The organism is Clostridium cibarium (assembly GCF_014836335.1).
GTDB classification, from domain to species: Bacteria; Bacillota; Clostridia; order Clostridiales; family Clostridiaceae; genus Clostridium; species Clostridium cibarium.
Map to the genome: position 1 here is coordinate 74,053 of NZ_JACSRA010000014.1, position 22,313 is coordinate 96,365.

Genomic DNA, 22,313 nt, shown 5'->3' on the forward strand with positions numbered 1-22,313 from the left:
AAATTCTCCTAAACTAAAACCTGCACTCTGAATTGACGTTAAACTCACCTTTTAATCTTATATCCTGTACAGAACTTCCAACAAACACTTTAAACTTACCTTCTTCAACTATCCATTTTCTTTCTTGTTTACTATAGAAAGCTAAAGATTTCCTACTTATTTTAACTTCAACCTCCTTAGTTTCACCTGGATTTAAACAAACTTTTTTAAATCCTTTTAATTCAACTGAAGGTCTTGGCAATGACGATTCCTCATCGCCTATATAAACCTGAGAAACTTCTTTTCCAGCTAACTTAGATGTATTAGTAACATTGAACTTAACTACTATATCTTCCATTTTCTCATTATTATCTACCTTTAAATTCTCATATTTAAAGGTAGAATATGAAAGTCCATGTCCAAAACAAAATAATGGTTCTATATTGTAAGTTGAGAAATATCTATATCCTACAAAAATACCTTCTGAATATTTAACTGTTTCTTTACCAGGGAATTCACCTATACTATGAGCTGGACAATCCTCTAGTCTTTTAGAAAATGTAACTGGCAATTTCCCTGAAGGGTTAACATCTCCAAATAATACCTCTGCCAAAGCTCTTCCACCCTCCATTCCGTTATACCAAGTTTGAACTACTGAAGGCGTATCTTCTATCCACTCTGTCATTTTAGTTGGTGATCCACTAAGAATTACTACAACAGTGTTTTTATTCACCTCTAAAACTCTTTTGATAAGTTCATCTTGATTATATGGAAGATCTAAGTCCGTTTTATCATATCCTTCACTATCTACATAGCGTTCTATTTTTTCATCTTTTGAAATTGTAAGAGCATTATCTTTAAGCTCCAATTCCTCTGCAGTATGTTTTAATCCTCCAACTATTACCACAGCATCAGAGTTTTGTGCTAATCTGACTGCCTCCTCTATTAACTCTTCCTTTTTAGATTTATCTGAACTATATCCTTTTGCATAACTTACATCAGTTTGTCCACCTAGCCTCATCTTAATGCCAAGTAAAGGAGTCATCTCATACAGTGCTTTTATCTCAGCACTTCCGCCTCCATTTGAATGTGATATATTAGCATTCTGGCCTATTACAGCTAATCTTTTTATATCACTGTCCTTAAAAGGAAGGGTATTTCCTTCATTTTTTAGTAAAACAATTGACTCTCTAGCAACATTAAGAACTTTTTCTCTACTTTCAAAATCGTTATAACTTCCTCTTTTCCTATTATCCGAAAAAGCATTTATCTTATACATTAATCTTAAAATTCTTCTAACTTTTTCATCTACTACTTCTTCTTTTATCTTTCCTTCTTTTACAGCCTTAATTAATGGATTTGCAAAAAAATATTCGTCAAAATCATAGGTAACACTCATCTCAATATCTAAGCCACCTTCAGCAGCTTCTACAGTATTATGAACTGCTCCCCAATCAGATATAACAACTCCATCAAATCCCCATTCATCCTCTAATATATCCTTTAACAAGTATTTATTATGAGAACAATGATATCCAAACAACTTATTATAAGCTGTCATTATGGAATATGCATTTCCTTCCTTCACAGCTGCCTCAAAAGCTGGCAAGTATATTTCTCTTAATGTTCTTTCATCTACTTCAACCTCAACATTCAATCTCTCTGTCTCTTGATTATTAACAGCAAAATGTTTTACACAAACAGCTACATCATTTTTTTCTTGAACTCCCTTAACAAAAGGAACAACCATCTTACTTATTAAGTAAGGATCCTCTGACATATACTCAAAATTTCTACCACATAGAGGGCTTCTAACAATATTAATTCCAGGACCTAAAATAATATCTTTCCCCCTACCTCTAGCCTCTCTTCCAAGTACTGTTCCTGCCTCATATGCCAAATCTGTATTCCATGTAGCTGCCAATGCAGTATTACAAGGAAGATATGTCACGTAGTCATCCGTATTACCAATTGGGACCCAACTATCATCTGGAAATTCGTGTCTAACCCCCATTGGCCCATCTGACATTTTCAACGGAGGTATTCCTAATCTTTCTACTCCTTCAGTTCTAAATAGTCCTCTTCCATGGCACATTCCAACCTTTTCTTCCAAAGTAAGTTTCGATATTAATTCTTCAATCTTCTCTTCATTCATGATTCTTACCTCCAAGCCTTCATTTACAGTTAAATAGGAAGGTACACCTTTCCTACTTTATTAACTTAACTCACATATAGCTTTACAGTTACCTGAAAGCACTACCTTTGTATCATTTCCTTCTTTTGTAAGGGTACCACCTTTTACATTCTTTATATTGTTTACATTTTTAAATATGATACTAAATGGTTTATCTACACCTACTGCCTCTACAGTTATCTTATATTCATTCTTTAACACTTTCACATTAAGCACTTCATTACCATCCATATCTAATACTTTAGTAGATGCTTCTACCCCATCTCTTAATTCATATGCTAATATAGATACATCTTCTCTATAGTCATAATCTGGTTTTCTATTTTCATTTCCAATTGCAATTAAACTATTTTCTTTCACCATCATAGGTATACTTAAAAAATCATGAATTTCTCTAATCCATCTTCCACCTTCATACTTCTTACCAGTAATAAAGTTTGTCCATTTGCCGTCAGGTAAATAGTATTTTGCTTCTCCCAACCCATTAAAAATAGGTGCTACTAAGATAGAATCTCCAAGCATGTATTGCCTATCTAAATAAGTGCAAGCCAAATCATCTTGGAATTCTAATATCATAGATCTCATAACTGAAATACCTGTTTTATGAGTAAATACTGAAGCTTTATATAAATAAGGCATTAAACTACATTTTAATTTTGTAAAGAATCTAACTACATCAACTGCTTCCTCATCATAAAGCCAAGGGACTCTATAAGACGTACTTCCATGTAATCTACTATGAGATGATAGAAGTCCAAATGCGACCCATCTCTTATATACATCAGCTGTTGATGTACTTTCAAATCCTCCTATATCATGGCTCCAAAACCCAAATCCAGACATGCATAAAGATAATCCACCCCTTAAGCTTTCTGCCATAGATTCGTAATTAGATTCACAATCTCCTCCCCAATGTACTGGGAACTGTTGCCCACCTGTTGTAGCTGATCTTGCAAATAATACCGCTTCCTTTTCTCCTGAAACTTCCTTTATGGTATCAAAAACTACTCTATTATAAATCTGAGTGTAATAATTGTGCATCTTGTATGGATCTGATCCATCAAAATAAACCACATCAGTTGGTATACGTTCACCAAAGTCAGTCTTAAAGCAATCCACTCCCATATCCATTAGTTCTTTAAGCTTACTTGAATACCATCTGCACGCATCAGGATTTGTGAAGTCAACTATTCCCATAGCAGGTTGCCACATATCCCATTGCCACACATCTCCATTTTGTCTTTTTAGTAAATAACCATTATTCATACCTTCATCAAAAAGTTTTGACTCTTGTGCTATATATGGATTTATCCAGACACATATTTTTAATCCCTTTTCTTTTAATCTCTTAAGCATACCTTTAGGATCCGGAAATACTCTATTGTCCCACTCAAAATTGCACCAATTGAAATCCTTCATCCAGAAACAATCAAAATGAAAAACTCTTAACGGCAAATCTCTTTCAGCCATACCATCTACAAATTCTGTAACAGTTTTTTCATCATAGTTTGTAGTAAAAGATGTTGTTAACCAAAGACCAAAGGACCATGTAGGTGGAAGAGCTGGTTTTCCTGTTAAACTTGTATAATTTTCAATGACTTTTTTCATTGATCCTCCAGCAATAATGAAATAATCTATACACTCCCCTGCTACACTAAATTGGACTTTAGTTACCTTTTCAGATGCAACCTCAAAAGATACTTCTTCTGGATGATTTACAAATACTCCATATCCTTTATTGGTTATATAGAAAGGAATATTCTTATATGATTGTTCAGTACTTGTTCCACCATCTTTATTCCATATATCAATTGTCTGTCCATTCTTTACAAAAGGAGTAAATCTTTCACCTAAACCATAAACTAATTCTCCTACCGATAATTGTAATTGTTCTCTCATAAAAACTTCTTTTTTATCAGTTTTTACATAAGCCATTCCTCTATATAGACTTGAAGTTAATTTTCTTTTTCCTTCATAGAAATTCATAACCCATGAATCCTTTTCTATTTCCATCCTTAGATTCCCTGACTCAAATAAAACTTTACTATCCTCATCTTCAATCTTAACTTTCTTGTTAGCATCCTCATAAATTTCAAAGCTTGGAGTTTTAGCTTGTTGCCCCATGTAGTGATAAGCTCTAACCCTTATTACATCTTCCATTGGTGATGAAATTTTATATGTTATAACTGGACCTTGAAGGGTATCCCCTCTATGATTTATTTTGTTACAAGGTGCATAAACTGTTATTTCGTCATCTTTAATATTTGTACTATAAACTTCCTGTGGGCTAAATGTCTCAATTCCTTCTTTATTTAACCAACAACCATTACTAAATTTCATACTGTACCTCCCTTATAATAAAATCACCTCAAAATAGACTATTATATTTTGAGGTGACTTCTTTCATGATTAATTATTCCAAAGTTTTAGTTTTTCTTTAACCATATCAGTCATAGCTTGATTTGCTTTCTCTATATTCATAGCTTTAAGATCTGATTGTATCTTATCCCAAGCTGCATCAAAATCAGATTCTTTTCCAAGAATCGCTTGAGTTATTGCTTTTTGAACATAATCATCAGCTTTCTTTTGAATAATAGCTAAGTCACTATCACTAGGAATTGTATATTGCCATGCTTGTCCGTGTTTAGATTCTCCTAAATCTTCAGGAGTTGGGAATATATCGGTCCATGATTTTGCTCCATAAGCTTTCAATGTCTCTTTCTCAGCAGAATTATAATTCTTAATATAGTCATCTACTGATCTAGGTGTATAAGTGTCGCCATTTGAATCAACAGCACCATCTCCTCTTTGTGGAAATGGATAAGCATACTTACCTACACCGGTTTTCATAGCAAAATCTTTATCAGTATTTCTTTGTTGTTGAATCTCTGGTTTAAATACCCTTTTACCATTTTCTACTGTATAATGTGTTCCTTCAACACCCCAATTTAACAAAACTTGTGCTTCATCTGATGCTAACCAATCTAAGAATTTAAATGCTCTTTCTTTATCCTTGCAAGATGATGAAATGCCAACTCCTCTAGCTCCGCTGAATCCAAAGTTCTTTGTTGTAGGATCTTTATATTTTTCTCCTAAAGTAACAGAAAGAGGTGCAAATGTTCTTTCATCTTTACCTGATGATTGTAAAGTCTTAGTAGCTTGATCATAATCCCATCTAGCATCTGAAATTCCTAAAACATTACCTTGAGTTAATTTAGCTTTATATGCATCTTCTTTTTGAGTAAATGATTCTGGATCTAATAATCCTTCTGCATTTATATGATTTAACCATTTAAAATAGGTTTTAACCTCTGGTACTTGAAATTTATATATTGCTTCTCCTGTCTCATCATCAACCTTAAATGAACCATCATCAGGAATCCCTGCTACAGTTGCCCCTATATTACCACAGGTAATAGCCCATCTCCAGTCGCTTGACATTAATGTCATACCCACAGTCTTCTTACCATTAATTTCTGGATATTTTGCTATATAGTCCTTTAATGCTTTTTCATAATCATCTAAAGTTTTAATTTTAGGATATCCCAATTCCTTTAATACAGCATTTTGAATCTGTAAATTTCCATTTGGATTTATTATTGCATCATTCATACCAGTTGCCGAATATGTTCCAATTGTATATATTGATGGATCATCAGCTGTATATTTTAATCTTTTTATTTGATCTCCATATAAAGCTTTTAAATTCTTTCCACTCTTTTCTATATAATCATCAAGCTTAACAAGAGCTCCTGCATCTATTAACTTACCAGTATCATCTTTACCATATATTAAATCTGGATAATCACCACTTGCAATCATTAGTGGAATTGCTTGAGTATCACCTGCTACTGGATGGCTAATCTTTAATGTCACTCCTGTAAGTTCTGTTATCTTCTTAGCAACATCATCATCAAAATTAATATCTACTGAAGAATCTGCGGTAAACATATTTAATGTTATAGGTGACTTATCCATTTCACCACTAGTTGACACTGAATTCTTGTCCTTTGAACTTCCACATCCAACCATACTTGTACTAAGTAAAGCGAATGAAAGTATTATTGATAAAATTTTGCATTTTTTCATTAATCTTTCCCCCTTAATTGATATATCTAAATGCTAAATATTCATTTAGCAATTTACTCTTATTAGCTCTTTACAGCACCTAAAGTCATTCCAGTTACAAAATACTTTTGCACAAACGGATAAACTAACAATATAGGTACTGTTGCAACCATAGTAATTGCCATTTTTATAGATTCTGGATTTGTAGACGCTGCTTGCATTAATACATTACTACCATCAACCTTTGCATTACCAGTTGCATTACCCATAACTTTCATAAGTTCATATTGAAGTGTTGTTAATGAATCATTTGTTTTAGCATAAAGATAAGTATCAAACCAACTATTCCATTGATAAACTGCAATGAACAGTGCTATTGTAGCTATAACCGGTAAACATAATGGCAATATAATCTTAAAGAATATTGTAAAATCATTGGCGCCATCTATCATAGCAGATTCATTTAAAGCTGGTGGTAACCCATCAATAAACGACCGTATTACAATTACATTAAATGCACTAATCAATCCCGGCAAAATATACACCGAAAAGTGTCCTACTAATCCAAGATTTCTAATAAGCATATATTCTGGAATTAATCCACCACCAACATACATAGTTAAAACAAATAATATTGTGATTGCTTTATTAAATATAAATTCTCTTCTACTAATGGTGTAAGCTACCATAGCACTTGCTATTACCCCTGTAGCAGTTCCCACTACTGTTCTTGCTACTGATATGAACAATCCTCTTCCCAAATTATCACTATTTTTAAATATCTCTTTGTAATTTTCCAAAGTTAATGCTCTTGGAAGCACATGAATTCCACCCTTTACAGTATCACTCGCATCATTTAATGAAATAGCTAAAACATTTAGAAATGGATATATTGTTATTATTGCAATCCCTACCATTATTACTATTAAAATCACATCAAAAGCCTTAATCTTTTTTCTCCTCATAAAATTTCCTCCTAACCCTTATTAACTTTAATTATATAAGGCTTCCTTCCCCAGCTTTTTTAGCTATTTTATTTGCACCAAATATTAATATGATACTAACTACTGACTTGAATATACCTATTGCAGTACCAAAGGAATATCTAAACATCCCAATACCATAATCCAATGCATATTTATCTAGTACTAAAGATTTATCTGCAACTATCGGGTTACCAAGTAGCATTTGCTTTTCAAATCCTATATTTATTAAGTTCCCTATACTCAAAATCAGTAAAACTATTATCGTTGGTTTTATTGATGGAAGAGTTATATTAATTATCTGTCTAAATCTCCCTGCACCATCGACTTTTGCTGCATCATATAACTCTGGATCTATAGCTGTCATAGCTGCAAGATATATTATTGCATTCCATCCTACTTCCTTCCATATATCTGATCCAGTAACTATTCCCCAAAACATATTGGGATTTGACATAAATGATATTGGAGTACTAATTATATGCAAATTCATAAGCAGTTCATTTACTACTCCACTTGGTGCAAGCATACTTGTGATAATACTTGCTGCTACAACCCATGATATGAAGTGTGGTAAATATGATACTGTTTGTACAACTCTTTTGAATCTAACACTTCTTAGTTCATTAAGAAACAAAGCAAAAATTATAGAAGCTGCTGTACCAAATACTAATCCTAATATACTCATTGCCAATGTGTTTTGTAAGGATTGATAAAATTGAGGTTCACTAAATAATTCTTTAAAATGTTTTAGCCCTACCCAAGTTTGATCCAAAAACCCTTTTCCTGGTTTATAATCTTGAAATGCCATTGTCCAACCTATTAACGGTAAATATTTGAATATTATTACCCAGATGACAAAAGGCAATGACATAAATATTAGGACTCTTTGTCTTTTCATTAAGTCCCATGATATTTTCACTTTTTTCTCTTTCTTGCTTTTAACTTTTTCTGTACCTACTACTGGAACTTGCATTTATGTCCCCCCTTATTTCCTTGATATATTAATTTTATTATTCATTCTAAATTGCAACTACCCTCAAAAATGTATATGTTTTCATGTAAAAATTAGAGTTCCTTCATTTAGGCTAAATGTTATAATTATGTATACAGTCAATTAACTACTAAGGAGACTATTTATGAAAGATAAACTTAATTCTGAAATTATAAAAAACGATAACGATGTATTTGTTATGTTAGACAACTTATTAGAAGAAAAGGATAATGAATGGTGGAATAAATTCTATTCTGATAGAGAGAAGCCTATCCCATTTTTTAAAAATATTCCTGATGAAAATCTTGTTAGCTATATGGACAAAGACTTATTGAAAAAAGGAAAGGCTCTTGATATAGGTTGTGGATATGGCAGAAACTCTTTTTATCTTTATAAAAACGGATTTCAAACTACCGGTATAGATTTTTCAAAAACTTCTATTGAATGGGGAAAACAAATACAAAAAGAAGATTCTTCAAACGTTAACTTTTTATGTCAGTCCATATTTGATTTTAAAGATACCCAAGAAAGTTACGACTTTATTTATGATAGCGGCTGTCTTCATCATATAAAGCCTCATAGAAGACCTGAATATCTAAAAATAATATCAAAATATTTAAAGTCTGATGGATACTTTGCAATGGTATGTTTTAACCTAAAAGGTGGTTCAAATATATCAGACTATGATGTTTATAAGGATTGCTCAATGCATGGCGGAATGGGCTTTTCTGAACATAAACTCAAAGAAGTCTTAGAACCATATTTCCAAATAATCGAATTTAGAGAAATGATAGAAACTACTAATGAAAATATATTTGGGAAATCATTTTTATGGACAGTTCTAATGAAAAAAAATAAGATTTTTTGTATCTCCACACAAAATCAGTTATTTTCATAAAAACAACTTACATTTAAACATAAAATTTGATAATATGTAAATATAATGAAATGAGAGAAGGAAGTTTTTATGAAAAAATTATTAACAAGTTTTATTTTATTAACAAGTTTTATTTTTGGTGGGGTTAGTACACAAGCATTTGCAACTGAGCAAATACAAAGTACAAATGCTTACTGTATTCAATCTAAACATAGCGGGAAAGTTTTTGATGTTATGCACGCATCTACAGATAATTATGTATCAGTTATACAATTTGATCCTAATGGTAATGACAATCAGAAGTTCGAAATAATTCCTGCAAATGAGGAGTTTGGATATTATTACATTCAAGCTAAACATAGTGGAAAATATTTAACTATTACAAGTACAAATAATCTTACACCAATTGTACAAATGCAATCACTTGAAACACCTACTGAAAAAGATTGTCAAAAATTCAAGCTTATTTCCGTTCCTGGGAATAATGAATATTATTATATTCAAGCTAAACATAGTGGAAAGTATTTAACTATTTTAGGAGAGAGTATGGATAGCACTATACCAATTGTACAATATTACTTTACTGGAAGAGATAGCCAAATGTTTAGATTCACTTCTAATTAGCAAATTAAATTAAAAAAATTTGATTTTAATAATTTATAAAAAGCCAATGATTTACTAAAGATTATTGGCTTTTTGTATTTTGCAAAAATATCATTTAGCGAAATTATACCTTTCTTATATATTCATTATTAAATAACTTCAAACTATTTATTGACAAAAAAGACTTTAATAAGTATAGTGGTACTATAAATACTCTTGCAGTACCGCCGGTGCTGCAAAGGGAGGATGTTTAATATATGGAAAAGAAAATATATAAAAAAACTTTAAAACTTTTAGGAAATAAAGGTGTTAAATTTACAACCGAAGATTTGGCAAAGGAATTAGGCACAAGTAAGCGTACAATTTATTCATATTTTGCCTCCAAAGATGAAATTATAGAAAAAACTATAGACTTTGTTTTTAATGAAATTATGGCTTTAGATGCTGAAATCCTTGAAGATAGTACTCTTACACTTCAACAAAAAATCAAACTATATTTTGAAAACATTCCTTATGCATATAATCTTAGTGCTATAATTCGTCACATTGATGATTTTCAACGATATTATCCTGACTTATGTGAAAAAGTGAATAATAATATAAATATTTTATGGGACCCAATTTTAAAATTAATTGAGAAAGGTATAAAAGATAATGAGTTCGAAGAAATTAACACAACTGTATTCAAGTTAATGTTAAAAGAAACTTTGAAAAAACTTTTGGATTTTGAGTTTCTTTCTAAAAACCAAATAAGTTTTGAAAATGGAATCAAATCAATGAACAATATTATTTTATATGGTTTAGTTAAAAGAAAGGATGATTAAATTATGGATGATATTTTAATTACAAAAGGAGATCCACTATCTAATGTTGGAAGCAAACTTAATTGCATGGCGTTAGAATATATGGCTTATCCTCTTGCAGGTTCTAAGGAGCCAACTTTAATTGAAAAAGTTTTTAAAAAATTGTGGGAAATAGATTCCAATAGATTTAGTTATGAATATGCTTTTGAAGCAAAGCTTAATGATAAAACAGTAGGAATGATTACTTGTTTTCCGGTTACTGTTATGAATAAACTTAATTGGCTAACCACAAAAAAACTATTTAAACTTCGTAACTTGGGCTTAATTCGTTACATACTTTTACATCCTAAAGAAACATTATCCATGTTATCTTTAAATGAAGGAAAAGAAGATGAATATCATATTGGCTCTATAGCTACATTACCTGAAAGCCGTGGTTATGGCATAGGTTCAAAATTGATTTATTTTGCCGAGGAACAAGCTAAATTAAATCATTATAATAAGTGCTCACTAACTGTAAAAAAAGAAAATAAAAAAGCAATTAAGTTGTATGAAAAACTAGGTTTTAAAATTGTTGATTCAATAGAAAAACCACCATATTCACTTCATCGCATGGTCAAAATAATTGATATTGATACAATATTCTAAGTGAAATAAAAATAGTGCCTATACCTCATTGATATAGACACTATCTCACTATATAAATCTATAAGCATTATTGGCTATTATACCTTTCTTTTATTTCTTCTTGAAGCTCACTAATAGTCTTATCTTCTATTTTCATTATTAAATAACTGATAACACTTGCTCCAAATAATAAGCCTACTAAAGATAATTTAGTAAATTTTATAATAGCTAATATTATGATAATTGCTGATAGACAACTTATACTTATATAAAACTTTTTAACTAATAGCTTCAATGAAATTTTAAAAGCATAAGATATTTTTATATTATATCTTGATATTATTGGATAGATATAAAACTGTACTAATATAGTAAAAATTATTATAGCTAGAAACAAGTATCCCACATATATATTCCCATTTGAATTAAAATACCCCATATCAAAACATGCAATTCCAATTACAATATTCACTATTATTCCTATTAGTAACCCTTGAAGAAAATTCAATTCATAAAAATGAAAGAAATCCTTAGTTGCCGATATTTCTCCACTTCTTATAAGCTTTCCCATTACAGAAAACAATGTCGTAACAGCTGGTCCTAATAAGATAGAAAGAAGTAACATTCCTCTTAAAGAAACTTTCTCCTGAAAAATGACCATATAAATAAGTAATGGTGATATAACTAATAAGAAATATAAATTCGTCATAAAAAAATTAGTTATATTATTTGTTATAATATATAACTTACTATCAAGTATATTTCTATCATTTTTCATAACATCCCCCCTTACAATTATTGTTATTCTACCATTTAAACCTATTTTTGTAAATTAGAACTTTATAAGAAAAAGCCTGTATACCTGAAATTAATCAAGCATACAGCCTTTATTTGAAATACTGTTTTCCTTATTATTGAAATGGGTTTTCAGTTTTATATAACATTCCTTTTGATTTATTAAATCCTACTTCTTTAACACCTAAATATCTAAATAAGTTATATATAGCTTTTCCATAATGTCCAAATGCTACTGCTCCATGATGTGGATATCTATTCTCAATTAATACATGGCGATAGAATCTTCCCATTTCAGGAATTGCAAAAATTCCAATTGCTCCAAATGAGCGAGTTGCTACAGGTAACACTTCTCCCTCTGCTACGTAAGCTGTTAATTCTGCATCGGCATTACTTTGCAATCTGAAGAATGTTATTTCACCTGGAATAATATCACCTTCAAGAGTTCCTCTTGTTATATTAGGCTCTTGATCTGGTTCTAAAGCTCTTGCCATTATCATTTGATTCTTCATGCTACAGAATGATAGTTTACTAGATGCTGTATTACCACAATGGAATCCCATGAATGTATCCTTTAATGTATATTGGAATTTGTCTTTAATATCTTGTTCATACAAATCAGCAGGAACTGTATTATTAATATCAAGTAATGTTACAACATCATTACTTACGCAAGTTCCTATATATTCACTTAATGCTCCATAAATATCTACTTCACAGGATACAGGTATTCCCCTTGTAGCTAAGCGGCTATTAACATAACATGGTACAAAGCCAAATTGTGTTTGGAAAGATGGCCAACATTTATTTGCAAAAACAACATATTCTCTTGATCCTTTATGCTCTTCCATCCAATCTAATAATGTAATTTCATATTGAGCAAGCTTTGGTAAGATTCCAGGCATTTTATTTCCTTCCCCTAGTTCATCTTCCATGCTTTTAATTACTTCAGGTATTCTTGGGTCTTCTGCGTGTTCATTAAATGCTGCAAATAGATCAAGTTCTGAATTTTCCTCAATTTCAACTCCTAAATTGTATAATTGCTTAATAGGCGCATTGCAAGCTAAAAAGTCTTGTGGGCGTGGCCCAAAAGATATAATTTTCAAATTCTTTAACCCTAATAATGCAGTGGCAACTGGTTTAAACTCTTGCATCATTTCTGCAACTTCTGAAGCTGTTCCAACTGGGTATTCTGGAATATATGCTCTTATATTACGAAGTGCTAAATTATAACTAGCATTTAACATTCCACAATAGGCATCTCCACGGCCTCCTACTAAATTATCTCCAGTTTCTTCTGCTGCTGCAACAAACATTACAGGTCCGCCAAATTCTTTAGCGATTAATGTTTCTGAAGTTTCAGGTCCAAAATTTCCAAGATAAACTACTAAAGCGTTTACATTGGCTGCCTTAATTTCAGCTAATGCCTTTCTCATGTGAACTTCATTTTCTATAGTTGTTTCACACTCAAAAATCTCTTCTCCTAACTCTTTAAATGATTTTACAACTGCTTGTCTACGTGAAACTGATAATTCCATTGGAAAGCAATCTCTGCTTACTGCAACTATCCCTAATTTTAATTCTGGTATATTATTCATTGTAATTCTCCCCCATTACTATAAATTTATTTAAACTTCTATTTGATAGAAATATTTTTACCTACTAATCCAATGAAAGCACCTTCGCTATCTAAATTAGTGTCTTTATGTCCTATTAACCATTTATTCTTAGCAAACAATAACCTATCTTCTCCATCTTTATTAATGCTCTTCTCTAAAGGTAAATTTGTGTCCTTTGGTAATACAACAATGCACTTAAATCCATCATCTGCTACATTACAAGGTGCATAATGAAGAGTTGTTGCATATACTTCTATGATTGTTCCTTCTGGAACCAAAAAAGCTTCTATTTTGGATGTATCATAGGTATAATCTTTCTCTATATCTTGCTGACAACCTATAAGCAAAATTAAATCTGTAACAGCTATATTTATTTCTGATGAACGATGATATTCCACTGCATTTAATAAATAGTTATTCCCATTACAATATCCAATTTGTATTGGTAATCCTCCAAATGCTCTGTCCTTTAAATCCTCTGCAATTTCTAAGTCTTCAAGTTCCTTAACGGATGGCTCATATATTACATCTCTTGGCAAAGGAGTATCCTTCATCTTTTTAATTATTTCCTTCAGACTATAGTTTTCTAGAACTCGTCCATACTTACTAAATTCTTTATCAGTAACTTTCTTGATGACCATAAAACCCGCCTCTTTCCTATTATCTATATTTATTAAAATACTTTTTAAAAGTATTTTAATAAGTTAATTTTACATTTATTACTTTTATTAGTCAACAACTATTATGAAATTTTCGAAGTAATTATTGAAATTGAAACTCGTCATTCTCTATTGACAATTTTCCAATTCTAACGTATTCTAAATATATAAATAAATATTTCTTAAGTTATTAAGAGGGAGTAGTTTAAAATATAACATCAACAATCGCGGTTTTTAACCTGGTGTTATATGCCTAAAATGGTTACCAGACTTTTAATATAATTAATCTATGTTAATTATATTAAAAGTCTTTTTTTATTGTTTTAATTTAAACTGTTCAACAAAAAATGGAGGGAGAATAATTTTATGGAAAAGTTTTTTTCAAAATCATCTAAGGAAGCTTTAAAAAAATTCAATGTAAATAAAAATGGTCTATCAAAGGATCAATTAAAAAACTCTTTAGAAAAACATGGTTACAATGAACTTACGGAAAAGAAAAAGAAAAGTATTTTTATTGTTTTCCTAGAACAATTCAAAGATTTGCTCGTAGCTATATTAATAATTGCTGGTATTGTTTCTATGGCAACTGGTAATTCAGAAAGTACTATAGTTATATTTGCTGTTATTATTATGAATGCTATTTTAGGAACTGTTCAAAATGTTAAAGCAGAGCAATCCCTGAAAAGTTTAAAGGCTCTATCAGCACCTAATGCTAAGGTAATTAGAGATGGTTTTAAGTATGAAATTCCATCTAGAGAAGTTGTTCCAGGCGATATTTTAATCTTAGAAGCTGGGGACCTTGTTGTAGCTGATGGTCGTATTATCGAATCTTACTCATTAAAGATAAATGAAAGTGCTCTTACAGGGGAATCTGAGGCCGTTGAAAAATTTGAAGAAGTAATAAAGGCTGATGAAGTTGCTCTTGGAGATCAAAAAAATATGGTATTTTCAAGTTCTTTAGTTACTTATGGACGTGGATTAATTCTTGTTACTGGTACAGGAATGAATACTGAACTTGGTAAAATAGCTACTTTAATGGAGCAAACTAAAGAAAAGAAAACCCCTCTTCAAATAACATTAGACGATTTTAGTAAAAAACTAGCTTTAATTATCCTAGTTATATGTATTCTAGTCTTTGGTTTAAGTCTATATAGAAATACACCAATTCTTGATTCATTAATGTTTGCTGTTGCTTTGGCTGTTGCTGCTATTCCTGAAGCATTAAGTTCTATTGTTACAATTGTATTAGCACTTGGAACTCAAAAGATGGCTAAGGAAAATGCTATTATTAAAAACATAAAAGCTGTTGAGGGGTTAGGTTGTGTATCCATAATCTGCTCTGATAAAACAGGTACTTTAACTCAAAATAAAATGACCACAAAGCAAATCTACACTGATACATCATTAGTTGAATCTGAAGAACTAAATTTAGAAAATGAAGTTCACGCTTCCCTACTAAATGCAGCCATACTTTGTAATGATTCAACTAACGTAGATGGTAATGAAATTGGAGATCCAACTGAGGTAGCTCTTGTAAATCTTGGACATATACACTCGTTAACTGAACAAGAAGTTAGAGAAAAGTACAAGAGACTTAAAGAAATTCCTTTTGATTCTGATAGAAAATTAATGAGTACACTTCATGAAATTAATGGTGAATTAATTATGTATACAAAAGGTGCATTTGATGTACTTTTAAATAGAATAACTCATATAAAAACATCTGAAGGTTTAAGGAAAATTACTGATGCTGATAAGGCAAAAATCGTAGATACAAATAGATATTTATCAGAAAATGGTCTTAGAGTTCTTGCCTTCACATATAAGGTTCTTCCTGAAGAAAAGGAACTTACTTTAGAAGATGAAAATGATTTTGTATTCCTTGGATTAATATCTATGATAGATCCACCTAGAATAGAATCTGCTGACGCTGTTAAAGATTGCATAAGTGCTGGAATAAAGCCAATTATGATTACAGGCGACCATAAGATTACCGCTTCTGCTATAGCAAAGCAAATAGGCATATTAAAAGATGGGGATATAGCTCTTGAAGGATTAGAATTAGACAAACTTTCTGATGAAGAGCTTAATGAAAAACTTGACCATGTATCTGTATATGCTAGAGTATCACCTGAGCACAAAATTCGTATAGTTAATGCATGGCAAAACAAAGGCAAAATAGTTGCTATGACTGGTGATGGAGTTAACGATGCCCCTGCATTAAAACAATCTGATATAGGAATAGCTATGGGTATTACTGGAACTGAAGTTTCTAAAGATGCCGCTTCTATGATACTTACAGATGATAATTTTGCAACTATAGTTAAAGCTATAACGAATGGTAGAAATGTTTACGCTAATATTAAAAACTCAATTAAATTCTTACTTTCAGGTAATATGTCTGGAATACTTGCAGTGCTTTATGCTTCTATAGCTGCTCTACCAGTTCCATTTGCACCTGTACACCTTCTGTTTATTAATTTATTAACAGATAGTTTACCTGCTATTGCAATTGGTATGGAAAGATCAAGAAAAGATTTATTAAAAGATAAACCAAGAGATAGTAAAGAATCTATATTAACAAAAGACTATGTAAAAGAAATTGCTTTTGAAGGTCTATTAATTGGAATATTTACAATAATAGCTTTCCATGTTGGATTATCTACAGGTAATGAACATGCTGCAAGTACTATGGCCTTTGCTACTTTATGTTTAGCTAGATTATTCCACGGCTTTAACTGTAGAGGTAAAAAATCAATATTTGGTCTTGGAGTATTCTCGAACAAATTTAGTTGGTATGCTTTTGGAGCAGGTTTATTATTCTTAAACCTAGTACTCTTTGTCCCACCACTACAAAATTTATTTGAAGTTACACCACTTGATGGAACATTAATTGCTAGTATTTACTTATTGGCATTTTTACCAACATTCATAATTCAAATATTTAAAATAATTACTAAAGATTTTGATAAAAATGAAGCTGAGAATACAGCTAATGAACCTTTAAAATTCTAATAAAATTACACTTTTTTATAAATATTTAAAAAAAGGTATTGATTTATTAATAATTCCAGCATATAATAATAAATAATTCAATAAGTTTTTAATGAAATCAATGACGAGGAGAGTAAATACATGCTTGATTCTAAGCGAACTAGGGACGGTGTAAGCCTAGTATGATGGATGTATGGAAGAACACCTTTGAGATGCTAACCGAAATGTAAAAAGTAGACTTAGCCGGTTGTCAACCGTTAAAATGACTAGATATAAAAGCATAGAACTTTTGTATCGATATGAGTGAGCTAAAGCTAATTTAGGGTGGCACCGCGGATATACACCGTTCCTATACATGAGTATAGGAACGGTTTTTTTATACTTATGTAATCCTAAAATACTCTAGCTAACTAGGGTGGCACCACGGATTTTTTTCGTCCCTATAGGTTAATTTAAACCTATAGGGGCGTTTTTTATTTATATTAATCTATGCAATAAACAAGGAGGCTATTAAAAAATGGAAAGAATTTACGTATGTGATATCAAGGATTCTAAAGACACGCAAATACTCGTAAGGGGTTGGGTTCATAAAATTCATGAACTAAGTACAATATCTTTTGTGCATCTTAGAGATAAAACCGGAATAATTCAACTTGTAATGGACAAAAAACATTCAAAACAACTTCGCTTAGAGATGAGTATTGAAGCAATTGGGGAAAAAGTAATGAATGAAAAAGCTCCAGGTGGAATCGAATTAGATGCTAAGGAATTAACAATCTTGGGAGAAGTTTTTTATGACAAACTTCCTTTTGAAATAAATGGCTTTAAACTTAATGCATGCTTAGAAAAACAACTAGATTATAGGGCATTAGCTTTACGCAGACCTAAAACAAGAGCAGTATTTAAGGTTCAAGAAGAGATTACTGATGCTTTTAGGACGTACCTTAAGTCTAGACGTTTTTCAGAGATTCATACTCCAAAAGTTATATCTTCAAGTACTGAAGGTGGATCTGAAATGTTTACTGTTGATTACTTTGGAAGACGTGCATTTTTAGCACAAAGTCCTCAATTTTATAAACAAATGATGGTTGGTGCTGGTTTTGAAAGAGTTTTTGAAATTGCTCCTGCTTATAGAGCAGAACTTCACAACACTTGGAGACATCTAAATGAATATATAAGTTTAGATATAGAAATGGGATTCATTAAGGACGAAACTGAACTTATGGACCTTGAAGAAGGATTCTTAAACTATCTTTACTCAGTTTTAAGAAAAACTTGTAAGAGCGAATTTGAAATGTATAATATTGAACTTCCTGAAAAAATTGAAATTCCAAGAATTCCACTTGCTGAAGCTCATAAGATACTTCTTGATAAGTATAACAAAAAATCTCCAGTTGGAAATATAGATGCTGAAGGAGAAGTATTAATTTCAAAATATGTTAAAGAAACTTATAACTGTGATTTTGTATTTTTAACAGAATATCCAGTTGCAAAAAGACCAATGTATGCAATGCCTGACAGTGAAAAACCAGGCTTAACCAAAAGCTTTGACTTAATATTTAAAGGACTTGAAATTACTACAGGTGGTCAAAGAATCCATAACTATGAAATGTTAAAAGAAAATATTAAAAAATTCGGACTAAACCCTGATGATTTTGCATTCTATTTAGAAACCTTTAAATATGGAATGCCTCCACATGGTGGATTAGCCATTGGTTTAGAAAGACTTACCTTAAAAATCTTAGATCTTGAAAATGTTAGAGAAGCTACTCTCCTTCCAAGAGATTTAAGAAGATTAGAACCATAGGAGGATACGAAAATGAAAGTTGAAATTAAAGATGTTGAATATATAGCAAAACTTGCTAAACTAAGATTTACTGATGAAGAAACTATACGACTTGCTGGTGAATTTGAAAGCATACTCTCCCACTTTGAATCAATTGATAAATTTGATTTAAGTGATATAAACTTAGATCTTCTATCTGATGATTTAAAACCAGTTCTTAGAAAAGATGAAGTTTCTCAATTTGAAGATAAAAAGAAGCTATTCCAAAATACTAAATCTATGAAGGATACCGCAATTATGGTTCCTAAAATTATTGAATAGGTGGTGAAGTTAATGGATATTAGAAATATGGATATATGTGAAATAAAAGATGGTGTTTTACAAGGAAAATTTACTGCTATAGAAGTAACTACTTCACTGTTTGAAGCTATAAAAGAAATCGATCCTAAAGTTCAATCTTATCTTAGACTTTGTGAAGATTCAGCTTTAAAACAAGCAGAAAAAATAGATAAAAAAATTGCAAATAAAGAACCCGTTGGTGCTCTTGTAGGTGTACCAATTGCAATTAAAGATAATATTTGCACAGATGGTATTTCTACTACCTGCGCTTCTAAAATGTTAGAAGACTTTATACCGCCTTATAATGCTACAGTAATAGAAAAATTGCTTAAAGAAGATGCAATAATCGTAGGAAAAACTAACATGGATGAATTTGCTATGGGTTCTTCTACAGAAAACTCAGCTTTTCAAACAACTAAAAACCCTTGGGATCTTCAAAGAGTTCCTGGCGGTTCTTCAGGTGGCTCTGCTGCTTGCGTTGGTGCTGGAATTGCACCCGTTTCTTTAGGATCTGATACTGGTGGATCAATAAGACAACCTGCTTCTTTCTGTGGCGTTGTAGGACTTAAACCAACATATGGTTTAGTATCTAGATTTGGTCTTATTGCTTTTGGATCTTCTTTAGATCAAATCGGTCCATTCTCAAAATCAGTAAAAGATGCTGCCCTTACGCTACAAATAATCCAAGGAGATGACCCTTTAGATTCAACAACCTATAAAGAATCTATTCAAACCGACTATCTATCAAATATAGATTCAGGAGTTAAAGGAATGAAAGTCGGAGTTCCAAAGGAATTTTTCAAAGAAGGTTTAGACGAAGAAATTAAGCAAGCTCTATTAGACTCTATTGAAAAATTAAAATCCCTTGGTGCAGAAGTTGAAGAAATGTCTCTTCCTATTACTGAAGAAGGTCTTTCAGCTTATTATATAATTTCTTCTGCTGAAGCTAGTTCAAACCTTGCAAGATTTGATGGAATAAGGTATGGATATCGTCCAAAGGATTTTGTAGATGTAGATGATTTAATAGTTAGTAGTAGAACTGAATCTTTTGGAACTGAAGTTAAAAGAAGAATTATGCTTGGAACTTATGCTCTATCTTCTGGATATTATGATGCATATTACAATAGAGCACAAAAATTGAAGAAAAAAATAAAAGAAGAATTTAAAAAAGCATTTAATGAATATGATGTTATATTAAGTCCAACATCTCCTACTCTACCATTTAAAATTGGTGAAAAAAGTGAAGATCCATTATCAATGTACTTAGGAGATATTTACACAGTTAATATTAACCTTGCAGGTATACCAGCCATTTCTCTTCCTTATGCCAAGAGTAAAGATGGATTACCTATCGGAATTCAAATACTAGGACCACATTTTTGTGAAGAAAAGATATTTAAAGCAGCTTACGCTTTAGAGCAAGAAGTTAAAATATCTACTCTTGCACCAGTACTTTAGTAAAGAAAGGAAGAATTAATTATGAGTTTAGAAACCGTAATAGGTCTTGAAATACATGCTGAATTAAAAACTAAAACTAAAATATTCTGTTCCTGCTCTACTGAGTTTGGTACAGAGCCTAACCACAATACCTGCCCTATTTGTTTAGGACTGCCAGGAACACTTCCTGTCCTTAATGAAGAAGTTGTAGCTTTGGCTATTAAAGCTGGTAGATCTTTTAACTGCAAAATAAATAAATTAAATAAAATGGACAGAAAAAATTACTTCTACCCTGACCTTCCAAAAGCTTATCAAACATCTCAATTTGATTTACCTTTATGTGAAGGTGGCTATGTAGAAATAGATGTTAATGGAACAACAAAAAAGATTCGTCTTAATAGAATTCATATTGAAGAAGATGCTGGAAAGCTTGTGCACGTTGATGAAGATAATGTATCTTTAATAGACTACAATCGTGTAGGTGTACCTCTTATAGAAATGGTTTCTGAACCTGATCTTAGATCCCCTGAAGAAGCTGTCACTTACTTTAAAACTATAAAATCAATTTTGCAATATGGAGATATTTCAGACTGTAGAATGGAAGAAGGTTCATTAAGATGTGATGCTAATATATCTATTAGAGAAGCTGGTTCTGATAAATTAAACACTAAAGTAGAAATGAAAAATATAAGTTCATTTAAAGAACTTCAGAAAGCTCTTGAAAAAGAAGAAAAACGCCAAAGAGAACTGTATAACTATGGTGAAGAATATAAAATAAAACAAGAAACTAGAAGATGGGATAACGGTAAAGGAAAAACTGTACCAATGAGAAGCAAAGAAGATGCTCACGACTATAGATACTTCCCTGAACCTGATCTTGTTCCCATAATAATTCAAGAAAAACAAATTAGGGAAATCGAAGCTACACTTCCTGAAATGCCTAAAGTAAAAAAAGAAAGATTTATTAATTCTTATGGATTATCCGTTAAAGATGTAGAAATAATTATTGATGATAAAAATCTTTCTGATTTATTTGAGGAAACAATAAAATTAGGCGCACCTCCTAAAGCTGTTGCTAATTGGATTTTAGGAGATTTCCTAAGACTAAATAAAGAAGAATCTCTAGATACTTCTTCAAACAACATTAATTCTAAGAACTTATTTGAACTAATCTCTTTAATAGACGAAGGTAAAATAAGTACTACTGTAGGTAAAGAAGTATTTGAAGAAATGTTTAAGAGTGGTGATTCTGCTAAAAAAATAGTTGAATCTAAAGGCTTATCTCAGATTAGTGATAGTTCTGAACTCCAATCATTAATTAAAGAAATTGTTGATAACAATCCTCAATCCGTAGCTGACTTTGCTGCTGGGAAATCACAAGCTGCTGGATTTTTAATGGGACAGATCATGAAAGCATCAGAAGGGAAAGCAAACCCAAAGATAGCAAAAGAACTCCTTTTTACTATATTAAAAAATCAATAATCGAGTAGGAGGTAGATAATTATTTTATCTACCGACCTCTCACACCACCGTACGTACCGTTCGGTATACGGCGG

Annotated in this window: 17 protein-coding genes and 1 other annotated feature; of the genes, 9 read left to right on the forward strand and 8 right to left on the reverse strand. The window is 31.3% G+C overall.

Features of this window, described 5'->3' with window-relative positions; translation table 11 throughout:
- Positions 1-13 precede the first annotated feature (13 nt).
- From H9661_RS10315 to H9661_RS10335, 5 genes are all read right to left on the reverse strand, one after another.
- Positions 14-2,134 carry a glycoside hydrolase family 3 C-terminal domain-containing protein gene (locus H9661_RS10315; RefSeq protein WP_191768641.1) on the reverse strand — a complete coding sequence of 707 codons (2,121 nt, stop codon included), beginning with the start codon at positions 2,132-2,134 and terminating at the stop codon, positions 14-16.
- 60 nt (positions 2,135-2,194) lie between these two features.
- Positions 2,195-4,513 carry an alpha-xylosidase gene (gene yicI / locus H9661_RS10320; protein ID WP_191768643.1) on the reverse strand — a complete coding sequence of 773 codons (2,319 nt, stop codon included), beginning with the start codon at positions 4,511-4,513 and terminating at the stop codon, positions 2,195-2,197.
- Positions 4,514-4,582: 69 nt separating this feature from the next.
- Positions 4,583-6,262: an ABC transporter substrate-binding protein gene (locus tag H9661_RS10325; RefSeq protein ID WP_191768645.1), complete on the reverse strand. Its 1,680-nt coding sequence runs from the start codon at positions 6,260-6,262 to the stop codon at positions 4,583-4,585.
- 62 nt (positions 6,263-6,324) lie between these two features.
- Positions 6,325-7,206, reverse strand: coding sequence for a carbohydrate ABC transporter permease (locus tag H9661_RS10330; RefSeq protein WP_143317937.1), 882 nt, complete (start codon positions 7,204-7,206; stop codon positions 6,325-6,327).
- A gap of 31 nt (positions 7,207-7,237) precedes the next feature.
- Complete coding sequence (locus H9661_RS10335) at positions 7,238-8,200, reverse strand: ABC transporter permease (RefSeq protein ID WP_143317936.1); 963 nt, start codon at positions 8,198-8,200, stop codon at positions 7,238-7,240.
- 163 nt (positions 8,201-8,363) lie between these two features.
- On the opposite strand from H9661_RS10335, the gene H9661_RS10340 reads away from it, so the two are divergent.
- From H9661_RS10340 to H9661_RS10355, 4 genes are all read left to right on the forward strand, one after another.
- On the forward strand, positions 8,364-9,116 hold the full coding sequence (locus H9661_RS10340) for a class I SAM-dependent methyltransferase (RefSeq protein WP_191768648.1): 753 nt from the start codon (positions 8,364-8,366) through the stop codon (positions 9,114-9,116).
- Between the two features lie 69 nt (positions 9,117-9,185).
- Positions 9,186-9,719 (forward strand): RICIN domain-containing protein, encoded by a 534-nt coding sequence (locus H9661_RS10345; protein WP_191768650.1) that lies wholly within the window; start codon positions 9,186-9,188, stop codon positions 9,717-9,719.
- Positions 9,720-9,955: 236 nt separating this feature from the next.
- Positions 9,956-10,522, forward strand: coding sequence for a TetR/AcrR family transcriptional regulator (locus H9661_RS10350; RefSeq protein ID WP_143317932.1), 567 nt, complete (start codon positions 9,956-9,958; stop codon positions 10,520-10,522).
- A 3-nt stretch (positions 10,523-10,525) separates the two neighbouring features.
- Positions 10,526-11,149, forward strand: a complete 624-nt coding sequence (locus H9661_RS10355) for a GNAT family N-acetyltransferase (protein WP_191768652.1) — start codon at positions 10,526-10,528, stop codon at positions 11,147-11,149.
- 67 nt (positions 11,150-11,216) lie between these two features.
- Here the strand turns inward: H9661_RS10355 and H9661_RS10360 are convergent, their stop codons facing one another.
- The 3 genes from H9661_RS10360 to H9661_RS10370 form a co-directional block, all read right to left on the reverse strand.
- A complete protein-coding gene (locus tag H9661_RS10360; RefSeq protein WP_191768654.1) occupies positions 11,217-11,906 on the reverse strand; it encodes a DUF624 domain-containing protein in 690 nt (229 codons plus the stop codon).
- 133 nt (positions 11,907-12,039) lie between these two features.
- The gene (locus H9661_RS10365; RefSeq protein ID WP_191768655.1) at positions 12,040-13,521 is read right to left on the reverse strand and encodes an L-fucose/L-arabinose isomerase family protein; all 1,482 of its coding nucleotides are present in this window, start codon (positions 13,519-13,521) and stop codon (positions 12,040-12,042) included.
- Positions 13,522-13,559: 38 nt separating this feature from the next.
- On the reverse strand, positions 13,560-14,183 hold the full coding sequence (locus H9661_RS10370; RefSeq protein ID WP_143317926.1) for a DUF4867 family protein: 624 nt from the start codon (positions 14,181-14,183) through the stop codon (positions 13,560-13,562).
- 384 nt (positions 14,184-14,567) lie between these two features.
- On the opposite strand from H9661_RS10370, the gene H9661_RS10375 reads away from it, so the two are divergent.
- From H9661_RS10375 to gatB, 5 genes are all read left to right on the forward strand, one after another.
- Complete coding sequence (locus tag H9661_RS10375; RefSeq protein ID WP_191768658.1) at positions 14,568-17,216, forward strand: cation-translocating P-type ATPase; 2,649 nt, start codon at positions 14,568-14,570, stop codon at positions 17,214-17,216.
- Positions 17,217-17,307: 91 nt separating this feature from the next.
- Positions 17,308-17,640 (forward strand) — a binding site (T-box leader).
- 72 nt (positions 17,641-17,712) lie between these two features.
- Positions 17,713-19,002 carry an aspartate--tRNA(Asn) ligase gene (gene aspS, locus H9661_RS10380; RefSeq protein ID WP_143317923.1) on the forward strand — a complete coding sequence of 430 codons (1,290 nt, stop codon included), beginning with the start codon at positions 17,713-17,715 and terminating at the stop codon, positions 19,000-19,002.
- A 12-nt stretch (positions 19,003-19,014) separates the two neighbouring features.
- On the forward strand, positions 19,015-19,302 hold the full coding sequence (gene gatC, locus H9661_RS10385; RefSeq protein ID WP_143317922.1) for an Asp-tRNA(Asn)/Glu-tRNA(Gln) amidotransferase subunit GatC: 288 nt from the start codon (positions 19,015-19,017) through the stop codon (positions 19,300-19,302).
- A 12-nt stretch (positions 19,303-19,314) separates the two neighbouring features.
- Positions 19,315-20,778, forward strand: a complete 1,464-nt coding sequence (gene gatA, locus H9661_RS10390; protein WP_191768660.1) for an Asp-tRNA(Asn)/Glu-tRNA(Gln) amidotransferase subunit GatA — start codon at positions 19,315-19,317, stop codon at positions 20,776-20,778.
- 21 nt (positions 20,779-20,799) lie between these two features.
- Entirely contained in the window at positions 20,800-22,239 is a 1,440-nt protein-coding gene (gene gatB, locus H9661_RS10395; RefSeq protein WP_191768663.1) for an Asp-tRNA(Asn)/Glu-tRNA(Gln) amidotransferase subunit GatB, read from the forward strand.
- Positions 22,240-22,313: the final 74 nt, after the last annotated feature.